The 21,816-nt window shown below is 37.6% G+C and carries 11 protein-coding genes, 1 tRNA gene and 3 pseudogenes; 13 read left to right on the top strand and 2 right to left on the bottom strand.

The annotated features are described in order from the left end of the window. Nucleotides 1–106: 106 nt before the first annotated feature. From BXU11_RS08530 to BXU11_RS08505, 6 genes are all read left to right on the top strand, one after another. Complete coding sequence (locus BXU11_RS08530; RefSeq protein WP_078212200.1) at nt 107–1,366, top strand: hypothetical protein; 1,260 nt, start codon at nt 107–109, stop codon at nt 1,364–1,366. Nucleotides 1,367–1,447: 81 nt separating this feature from the next. Continuing rightward, nucleotides 1,448–4,849, top strand: coding sequence for a hypothetical protein (locus tag BXU11_RS08525; RefSeq protein ID WP_078212189.1), 3,402 nt, complete (start codon nt 1,448–1,450; stop codon nt 4,847–4,849). A 1-nt stretch (nt 4,850) separates the two neighbouring features. Continuing rightward, nucleotides 4,851–6,104 carry a glycosyl hydrolase family 17 gene (locus tag BXU11_RS08520; protein WP_223253710.1) on the top strand — a complete coding sequence of 418 codons (1,254 nt, stop codon included), beginning with the start codon at nt 4,851–4,853 and terminating at the stop codon, nt 6,102–6,104. A gap of 89 nt (nt 6,105–6,193) precedes the next feature. Further along, on the top strand, nt 6,194–7,624 hold the full coding sequence (locus tag BXU11_RS08515) for an MFS transporter (RefSeq protein WP_078212187.1): 1,431 nt from the start codon (nt 6,194–6,196) through the stop codon (nt 7,622–7,624). Between the two features lie 248 nt (nt 7,625–7,872). Then, complete coding sequence (bglX, locus tag BXU11_RS08510) at nt 7,873–10,158, top strand: beta-glucosidase BglX (protein WP_078212516.1); 2,286 nt, start codon at nt 7,873–7,875, stop codon at nt 10,156–10,158. A 349-nt stretch (nt 10,159–10,507) separates the two neighbouring features. Beyond that, nucleotides 10,508–11,092 carry a sigma-70 family RNA polymerase sigma factor gene (locus BXU11_RS08505; RefSeq protein WP_024980035.1) on the top strand — a complete coding sequence of 195 codons (585 nt, stop codon included), beginning with the start codon at nt 10,508–10,510 and terminating at the stop codon, nt 11,090–11,092. 284 nt (nt 11,093–11,376) lie between these two features. On the opposite strand, the gene nth is transcribed toward BXU11_RS08505, so the two are convergent. Beyond that, nucleotides 11,377–12,030 (bottom strand): endonuclease III, encoded by a 654-nt coding sequence (nth, locus tag BXU11_RS08500; RefSeq protein WP_078212185.1) that lies wholly within the window; start codon nt 12,028–12,030, stop codon nt 11,377–11,379. A 424-nt stretch (nt 12,031–12,454) separates the two neighbouring features. Between nth and bshB1 the strand changes: the two genes are divergently transcribed. The 7 genes and pseudogenes from bshB1 to BXU11_RS08465 all read left to right on the top strand — a co-directional run. Continuing rightward, nucleotides 12,455–13,171 (top strand): bacillithiol biosynthesis deacetylase BshB1, encoded by a 717-nt coding sequence (bshB1, locus tag BXU11_RS08495; RefSeq protein WP_078212183.1) that lies wholly within the window; start codon nt 12,455–12,457, stop codon nt 13,169–13,171. Between the two features lie 77 nt (nt 13,172–13,248). Continuing rightward, nucleotides 13,249–13,322, top strand: a tRNA-His gene (locus tag BXU11_RS08490). Between the two features lie 244 nt (nt 13,323–13,566). Next, nucleotides 13,567–15,429, top strand: a complete 1,863-nt coding sequence (locus BXU11_RS08485) for a DNA topoisomerase IV subunit B (protein WP_078212515.1) — start codon at nt 13,567–13,569, stop codon at nt 15,427–15,429. A gap of 27 nt (nt 15,430–15,456) precedes the next feature. After that, a complete protein-coding gene (locus tag BXU11_RS08480; protein ID WP_078212181.1) occupies nt 15,457–16,074 on the top strand; it encodes a hypothetical protein in 618 nt (205 codons plus the stop codon). Nucleotides 16,075–16,087: 13 nt separating this feature from the next. Next, entirely contained in the window at nt 16,088–16,270 is a 183-nt protein-coding gene (locus BXU11_RS08475; RefSeq protein ID WP_078212179.1) for a hypothetical protein, read from the top strand. A gap of 38 nt (nt 16,271–16,308) precedes the next feature. Further along, nucleotides 16,309–19,011: pseudogene (locus BXU11_RS08470) on the top strand (DNA gyrase/topoisomerase IV subunit A). Nucleotides 19,012–19,123: 112 nt separating this feature from the next. Beyond that, a pseudogene (locus BXU11_RS08465) lies at nt 19,124–20,378 on the top strand (formate--tetrahydrofolate ligase); the annotation flags it as partial. Between the two features lies 1 nt (nt 20,379). Here BXU11_RS08465 and BXU11_RS08460 read toward each other — a convergent pair. Then, nucleotides 20,380–21,593, bottom strand: a pseudogene (locus BXU11_RS08460) (formate--tetrahydrofolate ligase); the annotation flags it as partial. Between the last annotated feature and the right edge of the window lie 223 nt (nt 21,594–21,816).

The following is a 21,816-nucleotide window of genomic DNA, read 5'->3' as shown; positions in this document are numbered from 1 at the left end:
CGATACAATACTGCTTAAATCATATTTTCCAACCATTTTTTTTAATGCTTTTTTCAATTTCTAAGGATGTTGAGAAAAACATTGCAATAAAATATCAAAAAATTACATGAACAAAATTATTGTAGTAGTTGTTTTTTTAATCGGCTCATTATCTTTTTATGCTCAAAATAACAAGGTAGTTGTACATCAAGACAAGACAGGTTTAGCACTTCAAGTAGATGGAAAAAAATTCATGGTCAATGGCATGAATTGGGATTACTTTCCAATAGATAAAAATTATTCCTACATCTTGTGGGAACAACCCGAAGCTTTTATTGTTAAGGCTTTGGATCATGAAATGGGGCTGTTAAAAAACATGGGTGTAAACACCATTAGAGTGTACACTGGAATCCCCAAAAAATGGATAGAATACATTTATTCAAAGTTTAGAATTTATACCATGCTCAATCATTCTTTTGGTCGTTACGGCGTGGCTGTGGATGGAAATTGGATGCCAAATACCGAGTATGCCGATACTAAAGTTCGGGAATCACTCCTGAAAGAAGTCCAACAGTTAGCCCTAGAATATAAAGACACCAAAGGATTGTTATTGTATTTATTGGGGAATGAAAATAATTATGGTCTTTTTTGGGAAGGTGCCGAAACCGAGAATATTCCCGTTGAAGACAAAAAATCAACCAAACGCGCTAGAGCCATGTATCAGCTTTTTAATGAAGCGGCAGTTGCTATGAAAGCGGCAGACGTAGCGCATCCAGTTGCTATTTGTAATGGTGATGTGTTGTTCCTTAATATGATTAAGGAAGAGTGTACAGCCGTTGATATATTAGGCATCAATGTCTATCGCGGCATTTCTTTTGGTGATTTGTTTGAAACAGTCAAATCATTCGGAAAACCGGTAGTATTTACCGAATTCGGATCGGATGCTTTTAATGCCATCACCCAAAAAGAAGACCAAAAAGCTCAAGCCGAAATTCTAAAAGGCAATTGGAAAGAAATTTATGAAAATGCCGCTGGAATGGGAAAAAGTCAAAATTGTATTGGCGGTTTCACTTTCCAATTTAGTGATGGTTGGTGGAAAATGGGACAAACCACTAATTTGAATGTGCATGATACCCACGCATCATGGGCCAACGGAGGATATGTTTTTGACTTCGAAAAAGGAAAAAACAACATGAACGAGGAATGGTTTGGGATTTGTGCCAAACAAAAAGCTGCTGACAATGAAGTCTATGGACTACAACCGAGATTGGCCTATTATCTTTTGAAAGAAATACACCAAATTAATCCGTATGCCAAAAACTTCTCGAGGGCAAAACTTCAAAAGAAGATAAAAGCCATTGAAGTCAATAAAATAAAAATAAAATAATTGGAATAATACCAGAAGTAATTTGTTTCTGATATCCAAAACAATTGAACTAAATAGATAATAAATTAAAAATAATATCTCATGACTCTAGTAGAATTAGAAGGAGAAAAATATTATAAAATAGAAAATAGCGACGAGTTAAGACCATTTTTTATGAGCATCGTTAGCGATTCCGATCACTGGATGTTTATTTCCAGCAACGGTGGTCTAACCGCAGGTAGAAAAAACGCCCAATTTGCTTTGTTCCCTTATTATACCGATGATAAAATTACCGAATTAGTAGATACTACCGGAAGTAAAACGATTGTTCAAATGCATTTGGACGGGCAAACGCAACTTTGGGAACCTTTCAGCGATCGTTTCAACGAAAAGTACACCTTGACCAAAAATTTGTACAAAAGTTTCTATGGCAATAGCATCATTTTTGAAGAAATCAATACCGATTTGAAATTGACCTTCCGTTACCAATGGAGTTCTAGCGATCGTTTTGGATTTGTAAAAAAATCATCTGTTATCAATAGCTCGGATAAAGAGTATCAAATTACCGTGTTAGACGGTCTTCAAAATGTCATGCCATATGGGGTGCATAGCGATTTACAAAACAGCACGAGCAACTTGGTAGATGCCTACAAACGTTCCGAATTGCACGCAGAAAGCGGTTTAGGTATTTTTGCCTTAAGTGCCATCATTGTGGACAGGGCCGAACCTAGCGAGGCGCTGAAAGCCAATGTAGTATGGTCATTAGGTACTGAAAACCCAACGTACTTAGTGTCTTCAAAACAATTGCCTACTTTTAGAAAAGGGCAAAAAGTAACTCAAGAAACCGATAATAAAGGTGAAAAAGGCGCTTATTTTGTAGTAAGTGAACTTTCAATAGCCGCGAATGCTACCAAATCTTGGAAGTTCGTGACCAATGTGAATCAAAATCAAGCACAAGTAGTGGCCCTTTGCGAAGCGATTACTACCGATGCTTCCCTAGAAAATCAGTTGGATCAAGATGTCGTGTTGGGTACCCAAAATTTAATGGCGCTCAATGCCGCAGCCGATGGCTTACAATATACCGCTGACAAACGTTCCGATGCGCGTCATTTCTCTAATGTACTGTTCAACTGTATGCGTGGCGGAATTTTTGACGAAAATTATCTGATCGGAAAAGACGATTTTGTGTCTTATTTTGAAAAAGCCAATGCCGAAGTTTTTGCCAAAAACCAAGCTTTCTTTGATAATTTAGGACAAGAATTCAATTATACCGACTTATTGCAAAGCCTAGAAAATCAAGAAGATCAGGATCTAGTGCGATTGTGTACCGAATATTTACCGTTAAAATTCAGTCGTCGTCATGGCGATCCAAGTCGTCCGTGGAATAAATTTTCCATTAACACCCGCAACGAGTCAGACGGTTCCAAAGTACTAGATTATGAAGGCAATTGGAGAGATATTTTCCAAAACTGGGAAGCCTTAGCCTATGCCTATCCTAATTTCATCGAAGGTATGATTCATAAATTCTTGAATGCTTCTACTTTTGATGGCTACAATCCGTACCGTGTGACCAAAAGTGGTTTCGATTGGGAAGCCATAGAACCCGATAATCCTTGGTCCTACATCGGCTACTGGGGCGATCATCAAGTGATTTACTTGCAGAAATTTTTAGAATTTGCCGAAAAATACTACCCTGGAAAACTACAAGAGTATTTTGATAAAAATTGCTTCGTATATGCTGCCGTGCCGTATACCATCAAACCTTACCAAGACATTTTAAAGAATTCAAAAGAGACCATCGATTACAGTCACAGTTGGGAAAAAGTAATTCTCGAGCGTAAAGCCCAATTAGGAGCTGATGGCGCTTTGTTGGTGACGGCTAAAAATGAAATTCATCATGTGAATTTCATCGAAAAGATGTTGGCGATGATCTTAGCCAAATTATCCAACTTTATACCCGAAGGTGGAATTTGGATGAACACACAACGTCCAGAATGGAATGATGCCAATAATGCTTTAGTGGGGAATGGCGTGTCTATGGTGACCCTGTATTATTTACGTCGTTTCATGACTTCATTCGGTACGATGTTGGCTGCTTATCCAAAGGAAAGTGTAGCAATTTCTAATGAATTGTTGCAGTTTTTTGCTGGTATTTCAGAATGTTTCATCGAAAATGAAAAGGGGCTGGCAGGAAAAATTGACAATGTACAACGCAAAGCCATCTTGGATGAGTTGGGTGAAGCCGCTTCAAAATACCGTTTGCACATTTATAGTTTTGGTTTCTCTGGGCAAAAACACGCCTTGCAAGTGTCGGAATTATTGGATTTCACGGCTTTAACGTTACGCTTTTTAGATCATACGATCAAAGCCAATGAACGTACAGACGACTTGTACCACGCCTACAATTTGATGTCTATCGAAAATGAAGGCGTAACGATTTCTTACTTAAGCGAAATGCTAGAAGGGCAAGTGGCGGTTTTAAGTTCGGGCTATTTGAGTTCAGAAGCGGCGCTAAAAACGATTGATGCAATGCGAAACAGTGCTTTGTATCGCGCAGATCAAAACACCTACATGTTGTATCCGAACAAAGACTTACCTAAGTTTTTAGAAAAAAACTGTATTCCAGCACTAAGCGTTCAAAAATCAAAATTGCTTTCCCAATTATTAGCCGATGGAAATGGGGCTATTGTGAATCAAGATAGGAAAGGGGTGTATCATTTTAACGGTAATTTCCATAATGTCGATGATGTGAAAAAATCCTTAGCACAACTTCAGAAAAAGGAGCAATACAGCGCTTTAGTGGCACAAGAATCGGCACTGATCTTTCAAATTTTTGAAGAGGTATTCAATCATAAAGCTTTTACAGGACGCTCCGGGACATTCTTTGGTTATGAAGGTTTAGGTTCTACATTCTGGCACATGATTTCGAAACTGCACGTAGCGGTTCAAGAAGTGCTGCAAAAAGCCACCGAAGAACAAAAAGAACCAACGCTAGTTGGGGCTTTACGCGAGCATTATTATGGAGTGAAAGCCGGAATTGGCGTACATAAAACCACGAAATTGTATGGTGTGTTTACCACCGATCCGTATTCGCATACACCATCACACCGTGGCGCACAACAACCGGGTATGACGGGACAAGTAAAAGAGGATATTTTGACCCGAAAAGGCGAATTAGGATTGCAAGTCAAAGCTGGTGTTTTGTCATTTGCTCCTACCTTTTTAGATAAAAATCAGTTCTTGACGCAAACGGAAGAAGTAACGTTTTATGATCTTCATAATGAGAAATACACCCTGACGTTACACCCTGAAAGTTTGGCTTTTACGGTGTGTCAGGTACCTGTAGTGTACCAATTGGCGGAGCAAGAGGCAATCGAAGTACATTTTAAATCAGGAGCCAAAGAAAAGTGGGACGGTACTACCTTGACCCACGAGTTAAGCCAAAAAATTGCCAACAGAACTGGTGAAATTAGGCTGCTTACGGTTTCTTTAAAGTCCATTTAAAATGAAAAAAAACAGCCCAATTATTGTAGTCCTACTGCTAACGATGGCTTTTTTGAGTTGTAAATCCACCCAAACTTCCTTACCCAAAGAAGTTTCGGCGGCAACGCTCTTGGGCAATCCCAACTACCAAGCCATGTGTTATGGTGGGTACCGAACCAATTCCAGAGAAGTGGTGCCTACGTTGGCGCAAATTGCAGACGATTTGAGGATACTTTCGGCTATGAATGTTAAAGTCTTGCGCACCTATAATGTGCATTATGCGGAAACGGCCCGTCTGTTAGAAGCCATTCGATTGCTCCGAAAGGAAAACCCAGCTTTTGAAATGTACGTGATGCTAGGCGCTTGGATCGATTGCAAGAATTCATGGACCGATCAACCTTTGATTCGTAATCAAGACAGCGAACGTAATCCTATCGAAATTGCCGAAGCCGTTCGCTTGACAAAATTGTATCCCGACATCATCAAAATAATTGCCGTGGGCAATGAAGCCATGGTCAAATGGGCCTACGCCTATTATGTAGAACCCAATATTATTTTGAAATGGGTGAATCATTTGCAAGCCTTAAAGCAAAAAGGCGACCTACCCAAAGACCTTTGGATTACCAGCTCCGACAATTTTGCCTCTTGGGGCGGGGGCGACAAAGAATATCATGTGGAAGACTTGACCCAATTGATGAAAGCGATAGATTATATTTCAGTGCACACCTATCCGATGCATGATACGCATTACAACCCACAATTTTGGGGAGTGCTGCCAGAGGAAGCGAATCTTTCTGAAAAAGAAAAAATTGACAAGGCGATGGAACGCGCTCGAGACTATGCCATTTCGCAATTTTCGAACGTAAAAAAACACATGACCTCCTTAGGCATCAACAAACCGATGCATATTGGCGAAACAGGTTGGGCCAGTGTGTCGAACGAGTTTTACGGTGCCGAAGGCTCCAAAGCTACCGACGAATACAAAGCAGCGGTCTATTACCAACTGATGAGAGACTGGAGTGCTTCAACAGGTGTGTCACTTTTTTACTTCGAAGGGTTTGACGAACAATGGAAAGACAGCAAAAATTCTTTGGGGTCCGAAAATCACTTTGGATTGATCAATTTACAAGGCCAAGCCAAATATGCACTATGGAATTTAGTAGATCAAGGCGTTTTTAAAAACCTTACCCGTGATGGAAAGTCCATTACAAAAACTTACGATGGAAACGAAGCAGCGTTGTGGAAAGAAGTTAAAACTCCCGCAATGAAGCATTAATTAAAGTAACGAAAAGTAATGGAATGGAATGTTGATGAGGTAAAACTGCTTCGATATGATAGCTCATTACTTTTTTAAATAAAAAAAATATGAATAATACTAGTAAAAGCTTGGTCAATAAAGTACCGATGGGACAAAAAATAGCTTTTGGATTGGGGATGTTAGCCAACCAAATGTTTCCTGCGGCACTGGGTATATTTATGGTGGTTTTGGTAGAGAATTTAGGCATGCCCTCTTGGATGTGGGGAGTATTGTTTTTTGTACCACGAATTGTCGATGCGTTTTTCGACCCTATCATGGGATTTATTTCAGATAATACCAAATCAGTTTGGGGCAGAAGAAGACAGTATGTTTTTTTGGGTTCCATAATTATGGGGATTTCATTTATAATTATGTGGCAGTTATATCGAGAAGATAGTGTGTTGTACAATTTTACTTTTTTCCTGATTTGGTCGCTTATTTTTCACATCGGACTATCTATTTTTAGTGTTCCTTATGTAGCCATGGGGTATGAGATGAGCGATGATTTTCATGAGCGTACATCCATCATGGCTGTTTCACAATGGATTGGTCAATGGGCATGGGTAATTGCGCCTTGGTTTTGGGTAATTATGTACGACCCTTCATGGTTTCCTAATGCCGATACTGCGACTAGAACTTTAGCAGTTTGGGTGGGTATTGTGTTCATGATTTTGGCTATGGTACCAGCTATTTTTATCAAAAGTAAATCCACACAATTTGATGATAAATTAGAGCCATTAACCTTCAAAACCATTGGAGGAAGTATGAAAGAAATCTTGTTGAATTTTAAAGAAGCCTTTCGTAATAAACCGTTTAGAAAGTTGTGTATTGCTACCTTCTTTATCTTTAATGCCTTTAATACAGTAGCAGGATTTACTTTTTTTATTGTGGTCTATTATTTGTTTAATGGAGATACCGCGGCTTCGGGTATTTGGCCTACACTTTTTGGTTGTATTGGGGCATTGTCGACCACTTTTATCGTCATTCCGATTGTAGCCTGGATGTCTAAGAAAATCGAAAAAAAGAAAACCTTTTTAATTTGTCAAGGTATTTCCATTTTTGGCTATATTTTGCTTTGGTTTCTCTTTATTCCAGGTAAACCTTATATGTTTTTGTTTGCCTTGCCTTTCTTCTCCTTTGGTATCGGAAGTTTATTTACCATGATGATGTCTATGACAGCCGATGTGTGTGATATGGATGAATTAGCTTCAGGAAAAAGAAGGGAAGGAGTGTTTGGAGCTATTTACTGGTGGATGGTAAAGTTTGGTTTTGCTATTGCAGGGCTTTTAACAGGCGTAATTATGTCGGCTGTGGCCTTTGAAGCAGGTGCTGCTACTCAACCTGAAGGCGCTGTTACTGGTTTACGACTTTTCTTTTCAGGAATTCCTATTTGTGGGACCTTGATCGCCATGTGGATCATGAAAGACTATGATTTGAGCGAAGAAAAAGCCAAAGAAATTAAACAAGCATTGGATCAAAGGAAAGCCTTAACAAAGTAGGAAAACATACTTCATTTAGTCAAAAAAATGATAAAGTTATAGTGCTGCTTCCTTTATTTGTAAATTATTCGTTTTTTTGTTCAAGGAGCAAAGAAAAAAAACAATACTATGCAAGTAGTATTGTTTTTTGCATTTAAATAAATAAAAGTTTGTTGTAAGATGTGACTTCGGATGTATTCTACATGATTTACAATATTTGGAACACTAATAAACTTGGAAAGAAATTGAATCTAATTAAATATAAACAAATGAGAAAAAAACAAATACTATTGATACTTATGAGTTTGATACTGCAAATTAGTAGTGTTTTGGCTCAAAATAAATCCAAATACACTGCGGTTAGTTTAGATAAAAAGGTGTCAGGGTTATTAAAAAAAATGACACTCGAAGAAAAAGTGGGACAATTGAACCAATACAATGGTTTTTGGGATGTTACGGGACCCAAACCACAAGAGGGGAAAGCGGCCAAGAAATATGAAGACCTAAGAAAGGGTTATGTTGGCTCGATGCTTAATGTTAGAGGGGTAAAAGACGTGCGTGCCTTGCAAAAAATTGCGGTAGAAGAAACCCGTTTAGGTATTCCTTTATTATTTGGTTTCGATGTGATTCATGGTTACAAAACCATAAGCCCTATTCCATTAGCGGAAAGTGCGAGTTGGGATTTAGAAGCCATTAAAGCCTCGGCGGCCATGGCTGCGGAAGAGGCTGGAGCCGTTGGTATCAACTGGACCTTTGCGCCCATGGTTGATGTTGGTAGAGACGCGCGTTGGGGACGCGTAATGGAAGGAGCAGGAGAAGATCCTTATTTAGGTAGTTTAATTGCCAAAGCTAGAGTCGAAGGTTTTCAAGGCGATTTCAGTTCGAATAAGAATATTTTGGCCTGTGCCAAACATTTTGCTGGCTACGCTTTTGCCGAGTCTGGTAGAGATTATAATACGGTAGACATTGGCGAATCAACGCTTCACAATATAGTGATGCCTCCTTTTAAAGCAGCGGTAGATGCTGGAGTGTTGTCGTTTATGAATTCATTCAATGAACTCAACGGAATTCCTGCAACGGGTAATGCATATTTACAACGTAAAATTTTAAAAGGCGATTGGGGATTTCAAGGATTTGTCGTTTCTGATTGGGGATCTATTCTAGAAATGCAATTGCACGGTTATGCCAAGGATTTAAAACAGTCAGCTGAATTTGCTCTAAATGCTGGATCGGATATGGACATGGAATCCTATGCCTATGTTGATCATTTGGCACAATTGGTTCGCGAAGGAAAAGTAAAAGAAAGCTTGGTAGACGATGCGGTGAAACGTATTTTAAGAACCAAATTTTTATTAGGCCTGTTTGATGATCCGTACAAATATTGTGATGAAGCGTATGAAGCCGCCACGGTAGGGAAACCCGAATTTCAACAAACCGTTTTGGATATGGCCAAAAAATCTATTGTTCTATTAAAAAACAATAATGAGTTGTTGCCTTTGAAAAAATCAGGTCAAAAAATTGCTTTAATTGGCGCTTTGGCTTCGGATAAAACCAGTCCGCTGGGTAACTGGCGTTTAGCTGCTGACGAAAATTCAGCTGTATCGGTTTTAGAAGGAATGCAAGCCTATACCGAAAATGAATTGATTTTTGCCAAAGGGGCTGAGGTGGTGACCGAAGAACCTAAATTTGTTTTTGAAGCCAAACTTAATACCACTGACAAAAGTGGTTTTCCAGAAGCCATTGCGGCTGCCCAAAAAGCTGATGTAGTGGTGATGGTTTTGGGCGAACACGGACTACAATCAGGTGAGGCGAGAAGCAGAGCCGATATTACCTTACCGGGTGTGCAACAAGAATTATTAGAAGCGATTTATGCAGTCAACAAAAATATTGTCTTAGTATTACAAAACGGACGTCCTTTGGCTATTCCTTGGGCAGATGAAAACATTCCAGCCATTGTTGAAGCATGGCAATTAGGAGCTCAAAGTGGGAATGCCATTGCACAAGTGCTATACGGTGATTACAATCCGAGTGGAAAATTACCCATGACCTTTCCACGTAGCGTAGGGCAAGTACCAATTTATTACAATCACAAAAACACAGGACGTCCTTATGCGTTAGATCCTGGTACCGTTTTTTGGTCGCATTTTATTGACGAAAAAAACGCGCCTTTGTACCCTTTTGGATATGGATTAAGTTATGCTAAGTTTGATTATGCGGATTTGAAATTATCTGCTCCTACTTTAAAATCAAATGGAACAATTGAAGTGTCTGTTGTGTTAACCAATTCAGGAAAAGTAGCAGGAAAAGAAGTGGTACAATTGTATATTCATGACTTATTTGCCAGCGTAACGCGTCCAGTACTGGAACTAAAAGGTTTTGAAAGGATTGAATTACAACCTAACGAATCCAAAAAGGTAACCTTTACCATTGACGAAAAAATGTTAGAATTTTATTCTGCCAATAATAAATGGGAAGCTGAAAAAGGGGAATTCAAAGTGTTTGTAGGAGGTAACTCGGCTCAAACGTTACAAGCTGATTTTCAATTAATCAACTAGTATTTAAATAGGGGCATTCAATAAAACCGTCTTAAGGAAATCTCAGGATCAAAGGTTGATCGCGATATTTTCTTAAGACGGTTTTATATTTTTATTATTTCCTATTAGGCTTTTGTTGCAATGGGAATAATTATATAAATAGGAGAATTCATAAACTACTTTTTTGATGGCAGTACTTGTATTGTTTCAAAGAATTGCTTTTTATTAAAAAAGTTAAAAAAAACAGTTTGTTTTTGGGAAAAATAGTTAAATTTGACACAATTAACCAACCAAAATTTTGTAGAGCCTATAGCATAAAATTACTTTTTTAGAAAATTCCCCAAATTTAATTCAACTAAAAAGTATAGTTATGGCAACTAAAAACTTCACAGACGCATATTTAGTGCAAGCTTATGTTTCAGGCAATGAAGCAGCATTAGAATTGTTAATTAAACGCCATGAATCAAAAATATTTGGATTCATCTATTCCAAAATTCCCGACAGAGACTTGGCCAATGATATCTTTCAAGATACCTTCATGAAGGTAATTCGAACCTTAAAAACAACCACATACAACGAAGAAGGGAAGTTTCTGCCTTGGGTGATGCGTATTGCCCATAACTTGATTATAGATCATTTTAGGAGAAATAAAAAAATGCCATTATTTCGTGAAACAGAGGATTTTTCAATCTTTTCCATCATGTCAGATGATAGCTTGACAATCGAAAATCAATGGATAACTAATCAAGTAGAAAGGGATTTGAGACGTATTATTGAGGAACTCCCAGCAGATCAAAAAGAAGTCGTGATGATGCGCATGTATCAAGACATGAGTTTCAAAGAAATATCAGAATCTACAGGAGTTAGCATCAACACTGCATTAGGAAGAATGCGCTATGCCTTGCTTAATTTGAGAAAAGTGATAGACAAACATCAAATTATTTTAACGAATTAATACTAAAAACTAATTATTGTCGTTATTTTAGAGTTATTTAATTTTTTAACTCATAATTATTGCAATATATGGCAAAACTTTACTCTAAAAAAAAGGCAGTTATCCAAGAAATGAAACCGAAGGCAACCGTAGTTTCTTTTCTTTTAGATTACTCCAAAGCCCTTAGCGTTGTAAAAACCGCTACAAAAAGCTATCAAATTCTAAAGAATTAAAATCCTTATTCCAGAGAGGTGGTCTATAAACAGACGACCTCTTTTTTGTTTTATCAACGAATATTCAGATCATTATTTTCCTTTATAATAATCTTCAAGAACGGATTTGCGCCCAATCGTTTTTGTGATAATGTCTTTTTCCATGTCCCATCCTCTTGCGGGCGAATATTCCCGTCCGTACCAAATGATTTGTAAGTGCAAATCATTCCAAATCTCCTTTGGAAACAATCGTTTCGCATCTTTCTCCGTTTGCACTACATTTTTTCCGTTGGTCAAATTCCATCGGTACATCAAACGATGAATGTGCGTATCTACGGGAAAAGCCGGTACACCAAAAGCCTGAGACATCACCACACTGGCCGTTTTATGTCCCACAGCAGGCAATTCCTCCAGCAGTTCAAAACTCTCAGGGACTTGCCCATTGTGTTTTTCGATCAAAATCTCCGATAATCCGTAAATACCTTTTGATTTCATGGGCGACAAGCCACAGGGGCGAATAATTTCTTTAATTTCCTCCACCGAAAGTTTTACCATATCATACGGATTATCGGCTTTAGCAAACAAAAGGGGCGTAATTTGGTTCACTCTCACATCCGTACATTGTGCCGAAAGTAGTACAGCAATCAATAATGTATACGGATCTTTATGATCTAATGGAATGGGAATTGTAGGGTATAAATCTTGTAAAGTTTCAATTACAAAGTCAACTTTCTCCTGTTTGGTCATAGTACTATTTTATAAAAAATAAGGTTTTATCCTTAATTGTGTGGTTTTTAAAAAGTAATAACTTAATTTTCTTAGTGGTAGAAAAAAAATCATTTCTATTTCCTGCCCACTTAATTCGGAGTAAAAACCAAAAGTAAAAATAGTCTATTTTTTATAATGTGCCTAATCCAGCTATCCGTTACAAGTCCTCCCTCCAAACTGTCTTTTTCTAAGGCCCAAAAGGAGCTTCCGTTGGTCGCTCTTTTGAGCCAAGAAAAAAGGCAGTTTGGAGGTCCGGGCTTTCCACTACTATCTGGGGCATAATAGAAGAACGAGAAGCAAAGTGGATAGAAGAACGATCTTTAGGGGACGCATTTGACGCATCAATCCTTCTAGAGCAAAAGTACTTTTTTAGTATATTTACCAATAAATATTTTAAACAATCATGAAGTTAGACATACTAGCCTTTGGCGCACACCCCGATGATGTGGAATTGGGCTGCGCGGGAACCATTTTAAAAGAAATAGCTTTAGGAAAAAAAGTAGGTATTGTAGATCTTACCCGTGGCGAATTAGGCACGCGAGGATCAGCTGAAATTCGCGATCAAGAAGCCGCTGCAGCCGCCAAAATATTGGGTGTTTCCGTACGAGAAAATTTAAGTTTTAGAGATGGATTCTTCATAAATGATGAAGCCCACCAACTCGAAGTCATAAAAATGATCCGAAAATACCAACCCGAAATCGTACTTTGTAATGCCGTAGACGACCGTCATATCGATCATGCCAAAGGGAGTCAGCTGGTTTCAGACTCATGCTTTCTGTCGGGTTTGGTGCGTATCGAAACTACTCTTGATGGGCAATTGCAAAAAGCTTGGCGCCCTAAAGTGGTTTACCATTACATCCAGTGGAAAAATATCGTGCCAGATTTTGTAGTAGATGTTTCAGGTTTTGAAACGGAAAAAACTGCCGCTATTTTGGCTTATCGTTCTCAATTTTACGATCCAAATTCTAAGGAACCGGAGTCACCCATATCAAGTAAAAACTTTTTAGAAAGCCTAAATTATCGCTCCCGCGATTTAGGTCGCTTAACAGGCGTAGAACATGCTGAAGGTTTTACAGTCGAAAGGTATTTGGCAGTCAATAGTTTAAGTGATTTGAAGTAATTTTATTGTATTTTTTTTCAAAAAACCTTTGCAGAAGCAAACAATTGTTCTATATTTGCAACCGCTAAGCAAAAATGGTGGTTGTAGCTCAGCTGGTTAGAGTAGCGGTTTGTGGTGCCGCGGGTCGCCGGTTCGAACCCGGTCAGCCACCCAGAATAAAAGCCTTGAAGAAATTCAAGGCTTTTTTTGTGTCTTTATTTTTTTACTTCTTTTTGTAGGGTTTCAAATAATAAGGGGATCATTCGGATTAAGACATAATTCTCAAAAAAAATCACGGGTATTTATTCAAAAATCTTGTAAACTCTTTGTAATGTTGGGTTTCTAAAAATAGCAAATGATCGCCTTTCATTTTTTGGTTATATGTGCTATATTGCATGAAAATCCAAAATTGGTTTATGGTTGAGCAAAATACTTATAACGAAGACAATATACGTTCACTCGATTGGAAAGAACACATCCGAATGCGTCCTGGAATGTATATCGGGAAGCTGGGAGACGGTTCGTCACCGGATGACGGTATTTATATCTTATTAAAAGAAGTTTTAGACAACTGTATTGATGAGTTTGTCATGGGAGCCGGAAAATCAATCGAGGTAACCATTAAGGATAAAACCGTAGCGGTTCGTGATTATGGCCGAGGTATTCCTTTAGGTAAAGTCATCGACGTGGTTTCTAAGATGAACACGGGAGGAAAGTATGACTCTCTTGCTTTCAAAAAATCGGTGGGATTGAATGGAGTAGGAACCAAGGCGGTGAATGCTTTGTCCAATTATTTTAGAGTTGAATCGGTTCGTGATGAGAAGCAAAAAGCGGCTGAGTTTTCAGCAGGGAATTTGGTTTTAGAAGAAGATATTATCGAAACCACCAAACGTAAAGGAACCAAAGTTACTTTTATCCCCGATGAAGCCATTTTTAAAAACTATAAATTCAGAAATGAATATATAGTCAAAATGCTAAAAAATTATTGTTACCTAAATACTGGGCTAACAATCATCTATAACGGTGAAAAATATTTTTCTGAAAATGGATTAAAAGATTTATTAGATGAAAATATTGCCGAGGAAGATATGGTGTACCCTATTATCCATCTCAAAGGGGATGATATTGAGGTAGCCATGACCCACAGTAAATCTCAATACAGCGAGGAATACCATTCTTTTGTAAACGGTCAAAATACGACGCAAGGTGGAACGCATCTTGTAGCTTTTAGAGAAGCCGTAGTCAAAACCATACGTGAATTTTACAATAAAACCTTCGACCCTTCTGATATTCGTAAATCCATTGTGAGTGCGGTTAGTATCAAGGTGATGGAACCTGTTTTTGAATCCCAAACCAAAACGAAATTAGGTTCTACAGATATGGGTTCTGAGCCAGGAATGGCATCTGTAAGAACGTTTGTAAACGACTTTGTGAAAAATAAATTAGACAATTTTTTACACAAAAATCCAGAAACCGCCGATTTGTTGCTTCGAAAAATTCTACAAGCCGAGCGCGAGCGAAAAGAATTATCAGGCATTCGAAAATTAGCCAAAGACCGTGCTAAAAAAGCCAGTTTGCACAATAAGAAGTTGAGAGACTGTCGCGTGCATTTACCAGATATCAAAAATCCAAGATATTTAGAAAGTACGTTGTTTATCACCGAGGGAGATTCGGCTTCGGGGTCGATTACCAAATCGCGTGATGTGAATACACAAGCGGTTTTTAGTTTGCGTGGTAAACCTTTGAATTCTTACGGAATGAGTAAGAAGATTGTGTATGAAAATGAAGAATTCAATTTGTTGCAAGCGGCTTTGAATATCGAAGAAGATATGGGTGACTTGCGTTACAACAATATTGTAATTGCAACCGATGCTGATGTCGATGGAATGCACATTCGCTTGTTGTTGATTACCTTTTTCTTGCAATTTTTCCCTGAATTAATCAAAGAAGGGCATTTGTATATTTTGCAAACGCCACTTTTTAGAGTTCGAAATAAAAAAGAAACCATTTACTGCTACTCTGATGAAGAGCGCAGGGATGCCATTGAAAAATTAAAACCCAAACCAGAAATTACGCGATTTAAAGGACTAGGGGAAATTTCGCCAGATGAGTTCAAAAATTTCATTGGAGAAACCATCCGATTAGATCCTATTATGATGGATAAAAATACCTCAATTGAGCAATTATTGTCTTTTTATATGGGTAAAAATACACCAGATCGACAAGATTTTATCATCAAAAACTTGAAGGTAGATTTGGATGTCATTGAGAAAGAATAGTATTGTTTTAAAGTGAAAATTTAGTTTATGCGGAAAATAATATTTTTAATTGCTATTTTACTATTAGTTTCTTGTAAAAATGAGAATGCTGCACAACAACCAATAGAATCCGAAGGGATTCCGATTGAAAAATCAATTAGTAAAATAATTAGCAAGAGAGAGTTTCCAATAAAGAATTTTTCAAAGATTGAATTGTTGTCTTATTACGACAGAACTAAATGGGATACAATGTCTTATAATGTTGTTGAGCCTTACAGTGATATTTTAGTTGAAAATGGCGAGTTTTCTTTTGATAGTACATTCATACAAGAAAAAATAGTATTAAATAAAACTCAAGAAAAAGAACTTTTAAATCTATTAATAAGCGACACTTGTGTTCCGCAAGAGATGGAAGCTGCATGTTATATGCCTCGACACATGATAGTATTTAGAGATAAAAAAAATAAAATTCTTGGTTATAATGAGTTTTGTATTGATTGCCGTGGTTCAAATAATTCGGGCAATTTAGAAGGTTTTCAAAAGTATTGTTATTCTGATATGGCAGAACTATTTCGAAAATTTGGAATAAAACTTTTTGTAACTTTTGAAGATCCTCAAGAAGAAACGGAGTTTTTAAAGCGTAAAGGCCTTTTGAATTTGAATTGAAATGTAATGAAAAATGAACAAGAAAACAGTAGTAATTATTATATTAGCTTTTGCCCTAGGTTTTGGTGGGACATTTTTTATCATCAGAAGCAATGATCACAAAGAATGTGGAATAGTGACCAAAAAAACGAAAGACAAAAGCGGAAATTGGGTGACCACAAAAGAACATATTTGCAAAGAAAAGTATTCTTTTTAGCACTGAAATAACGATTAAGTAGATTTATAAAGATATAAATGAAAGACGAAGAAGAAGATAACATCCTTTCGAACGAAGACGAAAACAACGACGCCAGTTTTGATGCTAATGATCAAGAGGGTTTTGATGATATATCGACTTCAAGTGGGATGCACCATTTTTACGAAAATAATGCAGACGAGCACGATACCATTACCAAAGTTACAGGAATGTACAAAGATTGGTTTTTGGATTATGCTTCGTATGTAATCTTAGAACGTGCCGTACCCGCAATCGAAGACGGATTCAAGCCGGTACAACGCCGTATTATGCATTCGTTAAAAGAATTAGACGACGGTCGTTATAACAAAGTAGCGAATGTGGTGGGACACACTATGCAATACCATCCTCACGGGGATCAGAGTATTGCTGATGCAATGGTGCAAATTGGTCAAAAAGATTTATTGATTGACTGCCAAGGAAACTGGGGAATATTTTAACGGGAGATGGAGCAGCTGCTTCTCGTTATATCGAGGCGCGTTTGTCCAAATTTGCCTTAGAGGTATTGTATTCGCCTAAAATTACGGATTGGGGCGTATCCTATGACGGTCGTCGTGCAGAACCGAACAATCTTCCAGTGAAGTTTCCGTTGCTTTTGGCACAAGGAGCTGAGGGAATTGCGGTGGGACTTTCTACTAAGGTTTTGCCTCATAACTTCAATGAATTAATCGATGCTTCCATAAAAATTCTGAAAGGAAAGCCATTTACTTTGTATCCAGATTTTATGACACAAGGTATCGCTGATGTGTCCAATTATAATGACGGAATGCGTGGTGGACGCGTAAGGGTACGAGCCAAAATAGCGCAGTTGGATAAAAATACCTTGGTGATTACACAAATTCCGTTTTCGACCAATACATCTAGTTTGATTGATAGTATTTTGAAAGCCAATGAAAAAGGGAAAATCAAAATCAAGAAAATCGAAGACAATACTGCTGCCGAGGTTGAGATTTTAATCCATCTTTTCCCAGGTGTTTCTCCAGATAAAACCATCGATGCCTTGTTCGCTTTTACTGCTTGCGAAACGTCAGTGGCACCGTTAGGTTGTGTGATTGAAGACAACAAACCGCTTTTTATCGGGGTTTCGGATATGTTGAAAATTTCGACAGACCGCACGGTAGATTTATTGCGTCAAGAACTCGAAATTCAATTAGAAGAATTAAAAAACAAATGGCATTTTGCTACACTTGAAAAGATTTTCATTCGTGAAGAAATGTACATTGACTTCAAATTGTATTCGGACAGAGAAGCGTTGTACAAATACATGTACGATCGTTTTGAGCCTTTCAAAGCGTCCTTTGTGAGAGAAATTAACGATGATGATTTGCAAAAACTAACGCAAATCCCAATGATTCGAATCACGCGTTTTGACTCGGATAAAGCCGATGATTTCATTGCGAAATTGGAGGACGAAATGAAGGAAGTACAACATCATTTGGATCACATTATCGATTTTGCGATAGCTTATTTTGCCAAACTTAAAGAAAAATACGGTAAAGGAAGAGAACGCCAAACGGAACTCCGCATTTTTGATGACATCGAAGCGACCAAAGTGGTTTTGCGTAATACCAAACTATACGTCAATCGCGAAGAAGGATTTGTGGAACTAGCTTGAAAAAAGATGAATATGTAGTAGATTGCTCTGATATCGATGATGTAATTGTTTTTCTACGTAATGGAACGATGATGATTACCAAAGTCGATGCTAAGACATTTGTGGGTAAAGACATTATTCACGTTGCTATTTTTGATAAAGGCGATAAACGTACAATTTACAATTTGATTTATCGTGATGGTAAATCAGGACCTTCTTATATTAAACGATTCAATGTTTCTGGGGTAACTAGAGATAAAGCCTACGATTTAACCAATGGAGCTGCAGGTTCGCAAATTCTTTATTTTTCATGCAATCCAAATGGTGAAGCGGAGGTAATTAATATCATCCTACGTCAAGTTGGTAGTATCAAAAAGCTCAAATTTGATATTGATTTTGCCAAATTAGCCATAAAGGACGCGCCTCAAAAGGAAATTTGGTCAGCAAATATCCCATCAAAAAAATTGAATTGAAAGAGAAAGGGATTTCTACTTTATTGCCTAGAAAAGTTTGGTTTGACGATACCGTGCAGCGCTTAAATGTCGATGGAAGAGGCGAGTTGTTGGGCGAATTTAGACCAAGCGACAAGATATTAGTCATTTCTCAGACAGGAAAACTCAAAGTTATTATTCCAGAGCTGTCTACTCATTTTGATGAGGATATGATTGTGTTGGAAAAATGGAATCCCAAAAAACCAATTTCTGCCCTTTATTTTGATGGCGAAAAAGAACGGTACTTTTTGAAACGTTTCTTGGTGGAGGTAGAAAATAAAGAAGAATCGTTTATTACAGATCACCCCAATTCAAAATTAGAAATTGTTGCCACCGATTATCGTCCGGTAGTAGAGTTGATTTTTGCTAAGGTAAAAGGTGTTCAAAAGGAAAGACAAGAAATCGACGTTGAAAGTTTTATTGCTGTTAAAGGCTTTAAGGCCCTAGGGAATCAAGTGACCTCCGACAAATTGAAACAGGTTAATTTGTTAACCCCTTTACCTTATGAAGAACCAGAAGAAGAACAGCCTGAGGAGACGAAATTAGATATTGATCCAGTAGATGATGGAGCGATACAATTAGAAGACGATGGGCAAGTGACCTTATCTTTAGAGTAAATAAAAAGCCGTTTCTTATTGAAACGGTTTTTTTTAAACCTGATTTTTATCGTGTTTTATGTTTTGAATTTGGTTTATTTTTGCAGAATAAACAAAAACTAATTCAATTAGTATGAAATTATTTCCTTCAGATATAGAAATTGCTCAAAAAAGCAAGATTTCTTTAATAAAAGACATTGCGCAAAAACTACAAATAAACGAAGACGATTTGGAGTTGTACGGTAAATACAAAGCCAAATTACCATTACACTTGCAAAAAGAGCAACCTAAAGGAAAATTAATTTTAGTTTCGGCTATGTCGCCAACTAAATATGGTGAAGGCAAAACCACCATGACAGTGGGATTAACAGATGGGTTAAGTAGCCTTGGCAAAAAAGCAATCGCAGTTTTACGTGAACCTTCTTTGGGACCTGTTTTTTGGTTTAAAGGGAGGAGCTGCTGGAGGAGGTTATGCTCAAGTTTTGCCTATGGAAGATATTAATCTTCATTTTACAGGTGATTTTTCAGCCATTGAAAAGGCTAATAATTTGCTTTCTGCCATCATTGATAATCATTTACATAATCCATCACCGGAATTAAATTTAGATCCTAAATCTATTGTTTGGAAACGTGTTATGGATATGAATGATCGTGTGTTGCGACAAATCATAGTTGGTGTTGGTGCCAAAGGAAATGGCGTGATGCGTGAGGAAAATTTCAATATTACTCCTGCCTCTGAAATTATGGCTATTTTATGTTTGTCCAAAGATATAGCTGACCTCAAAAAACGTTTAGGGAATATTTATGTGGGAAAAACGGTAGAAGGTACTCCTGTTTTTGCCAGTGATTTGAAAGTGGTAGGGGCAATGGCTGCTTTGTTGAAAGATGCTATTAAACCTAATTTGGTGCAAACTATCGAAGGAAATCCAGCCATCATCCACGGAGGACCTTTTGCGAGTATTGCACAAGGAACCAATTCGGTGATTGCTACCAAAATGGGATTATCTTTGGGGGAATATGTGGTTACCGAGGCAGGTTTTGGAGCCGATTTAGGTGCTGAAAAATTTTTTCATATCAAATGTGAACAATCTGGGTTGCGACCGGATGCAGTGGTTTTGGTAGCTACCTTAAAAGCCATAAAGCATCACGCAGGTTTGATAGCAGAAGAATGTAAAGCACCCAATGTTGAGGCCATAAAAAAAGGCTTTTGTAATTTAGAAAGACATATTGATAATATTCAAAAGTTTGGCATACAACCTGTGGTTTGTATCAATGCTTTTCCTACTGATACACAAGAAGAATACGAAGTGTTAATGGCATTATGTGCTAAAAAAGGAGTTAAGGCAGCTGTGAGTACTGCTTTTACAGATGGAGGCAAAGCGTGCCAGCTGCCTTAACTCCTTTTTTAGCACATAATGCCATTAACACTTCGTATTCTTCTTGTGTATCAGTAGGAAAAGCATTGATACAAACCACAGGTTGTATGCCAAACTTTTGAATATTATCAATATGTCTTTCTAAATTACAAAAGCCTTTTTTTATGGCCTCAACATTGGGTGCTTTACATTCTTCTGCTATCAAACCTGCGTGATGCTTTATGGCTTTTAAGGTAGCTACCAAAACCACTGCATCCGGTCGCAACCCAGATTGTTCACATTTGATATGAAAAAATTTTTCAGCACCTAAATCGGCTCCAAAACCTGCCTCGGTAACCACATATTCCCCCAAAGATAATCCCATTTTGGTAGCAATCACCGAATTGGTTCCTTGTGCAATACTCGCAAAAGGTCCTCCGTGGATGATGGCTGGATTTCCTTCGATAGTTTGCACCAAATTAGGTTTAATAGCATCTTTCAACAAAGCAGCCATTGCCCCTACCACTTTCAAATCACTGGCAAAAACAGGAGTACCTTCTACCGTTTTTCCCACATAAATATTCCCTAAACGTTTTTTTGAGGTCAGCTATATCTTTGGACAAACATAAAATAGCCATAATTTCAGAGGCAGGAGTAATATTGAAATTTTCCTCACGCATCACGCCATTTCCTTTGGCACCAACACCAACTATGATTTGTCGCAACACACGATCATTCATATCCATAACACGTTTCCAAACAATAGATTTAGGATCTAAATTTAATTCCGGTGATGGATTATGTAAAATGATTATCAATGATGGCAGAAAGCAAATTATTAGCCTTTTCAATGGCTGAAAAATCACCTGTAAAATGAAGATTAATATCTTCCATAGGCAAAACTTGAGCATAACCTCCTCCAGCAGCTCCTCCCTTTAAACCAAAAACAGGTCCCAAAGAAGGTTCACGTAAAACTGCGATTGCTTTTTTGCCAAGGCTACTTAACCCATCTGTTAATCCCACTGTCATGGTGGTTTTGCCTTCACCATATTTAGTTGGCGACATAGCCGAAACTAAAATTAATTTTCCTTTAGGTTGCTCTTTTTGCAAGTGTAATGGTAATTTGGCTTTGTATTTACCGTACAACTCCAAATCGTCTTCGTTTATTTGTAGTTTTTGCGCAATGTCTTTTATTAAAGAAATCTTGCTTTTTTGAGCAATTTCTATATCTGAAGGAAATAATTTCATACTAATTGAATTAGTTTTTGTTTATTCTGCAAAAATAAACCAAATTCAAAACATAAAACACGATAAAAATCAGGTTTAAAAAAAACCGTTTCAATAAGAAACGGCTTTTTATTTACTCTAAAGATAAGGTCACTTGCCCATCGTCTTCTAATTGTATCGCTCCATCATCTACTGGATCAATATCTAATTTCGTCTCCTCAGGCTGTTCTTCTTCTGGTTCTTC

It is taken from the genome of Flavobacterium sp. LM5 (assembly GCF_002017945.1).
GTDB classification, from domain to species: domain Bacteria; phylum Bacteroidota; class Bacteroidia; order Flavobacteriales; family Flavobacteriaceae; genus Flavobacterium; species Flavobacterium succinicans.
The sequence above is the reverse complement of the archived record's forward strand: the minus strand, read 5'-3'. Positions and strand labels throughout refer to the sequence as shown.

Coding starts and splice junctions, on each gene's coding strand:
- BXU11_RS08530 (WP_078212200.1), top strand. CDS start 107: ATGAACAAAATTATTGTAGTAGTTGTTTTTTTAATCGGCTCATTATCT.
- BXU11_RS08525 (WP_078212189.1), top strand. CDS start 1,448: ATGACTCTAGTAGAATTAGAAGGAGAAAAATATTATAAAATAGAAAAT.
- BXU11_RS08520 (WP_223253710.1), top strand. CDS start 4,851: ATGAAAAAAAACAGCCCAATTATTGTAGTCCTACTGCTAACGATGGCT.
- BXU11_RS08515 (WP_078212187.1), top strand. CDS start 6,194: ATGAATAATACTAGTAAAAGCTTGGTCAATAAAGTACCGATGGGACAA.
- bglX (WP_078212516.1), top strand. CDS start 7,873: ATGAGAAAAAAACAAATACTATTGATACTTATGAGTTTGATACTGCAA.
- BXU11_RS08505 (WP_024980035.1), top strand. CDS start 10,508: ATGGCAACTAAAAACTTCACAGACGCATATTTAGTGCAAGCTTATGTT.
- nth (WP_078212185.1), bottom strand. CDS start 12,030: ATGACCAAACAGGAGAAAGTTGACTTTGTAATTGAAACTTTACAAGAT.
- bshB1 (WP_078212183.1), top strand. CDS start 12,455: ATGAAGTTAGACATACTAGCCTTTGGCGCACACCCCGATGATGTGGAA.
- BXU11_RS08485 (WP_078212515.1), top strand. CDS start 13,567: ATGGTTGAGCAAAATACTTATAACGAAGACAATATACGTTCACTCGAT.
- BXU11_RS08480 (WP_078212181.1), top strand. CDS start 15,457: ATGCGGAAAATAATATTTTTAATTGCTATTTTACTATTAGTTTCTTGT.
- BXU11_RS08475 (WP_078212179.1), top strand. CDS start 16,088: ATGAACAAGAAAACAGTAGTAATTATTATATTAGCTTTTGCCCTAGGT.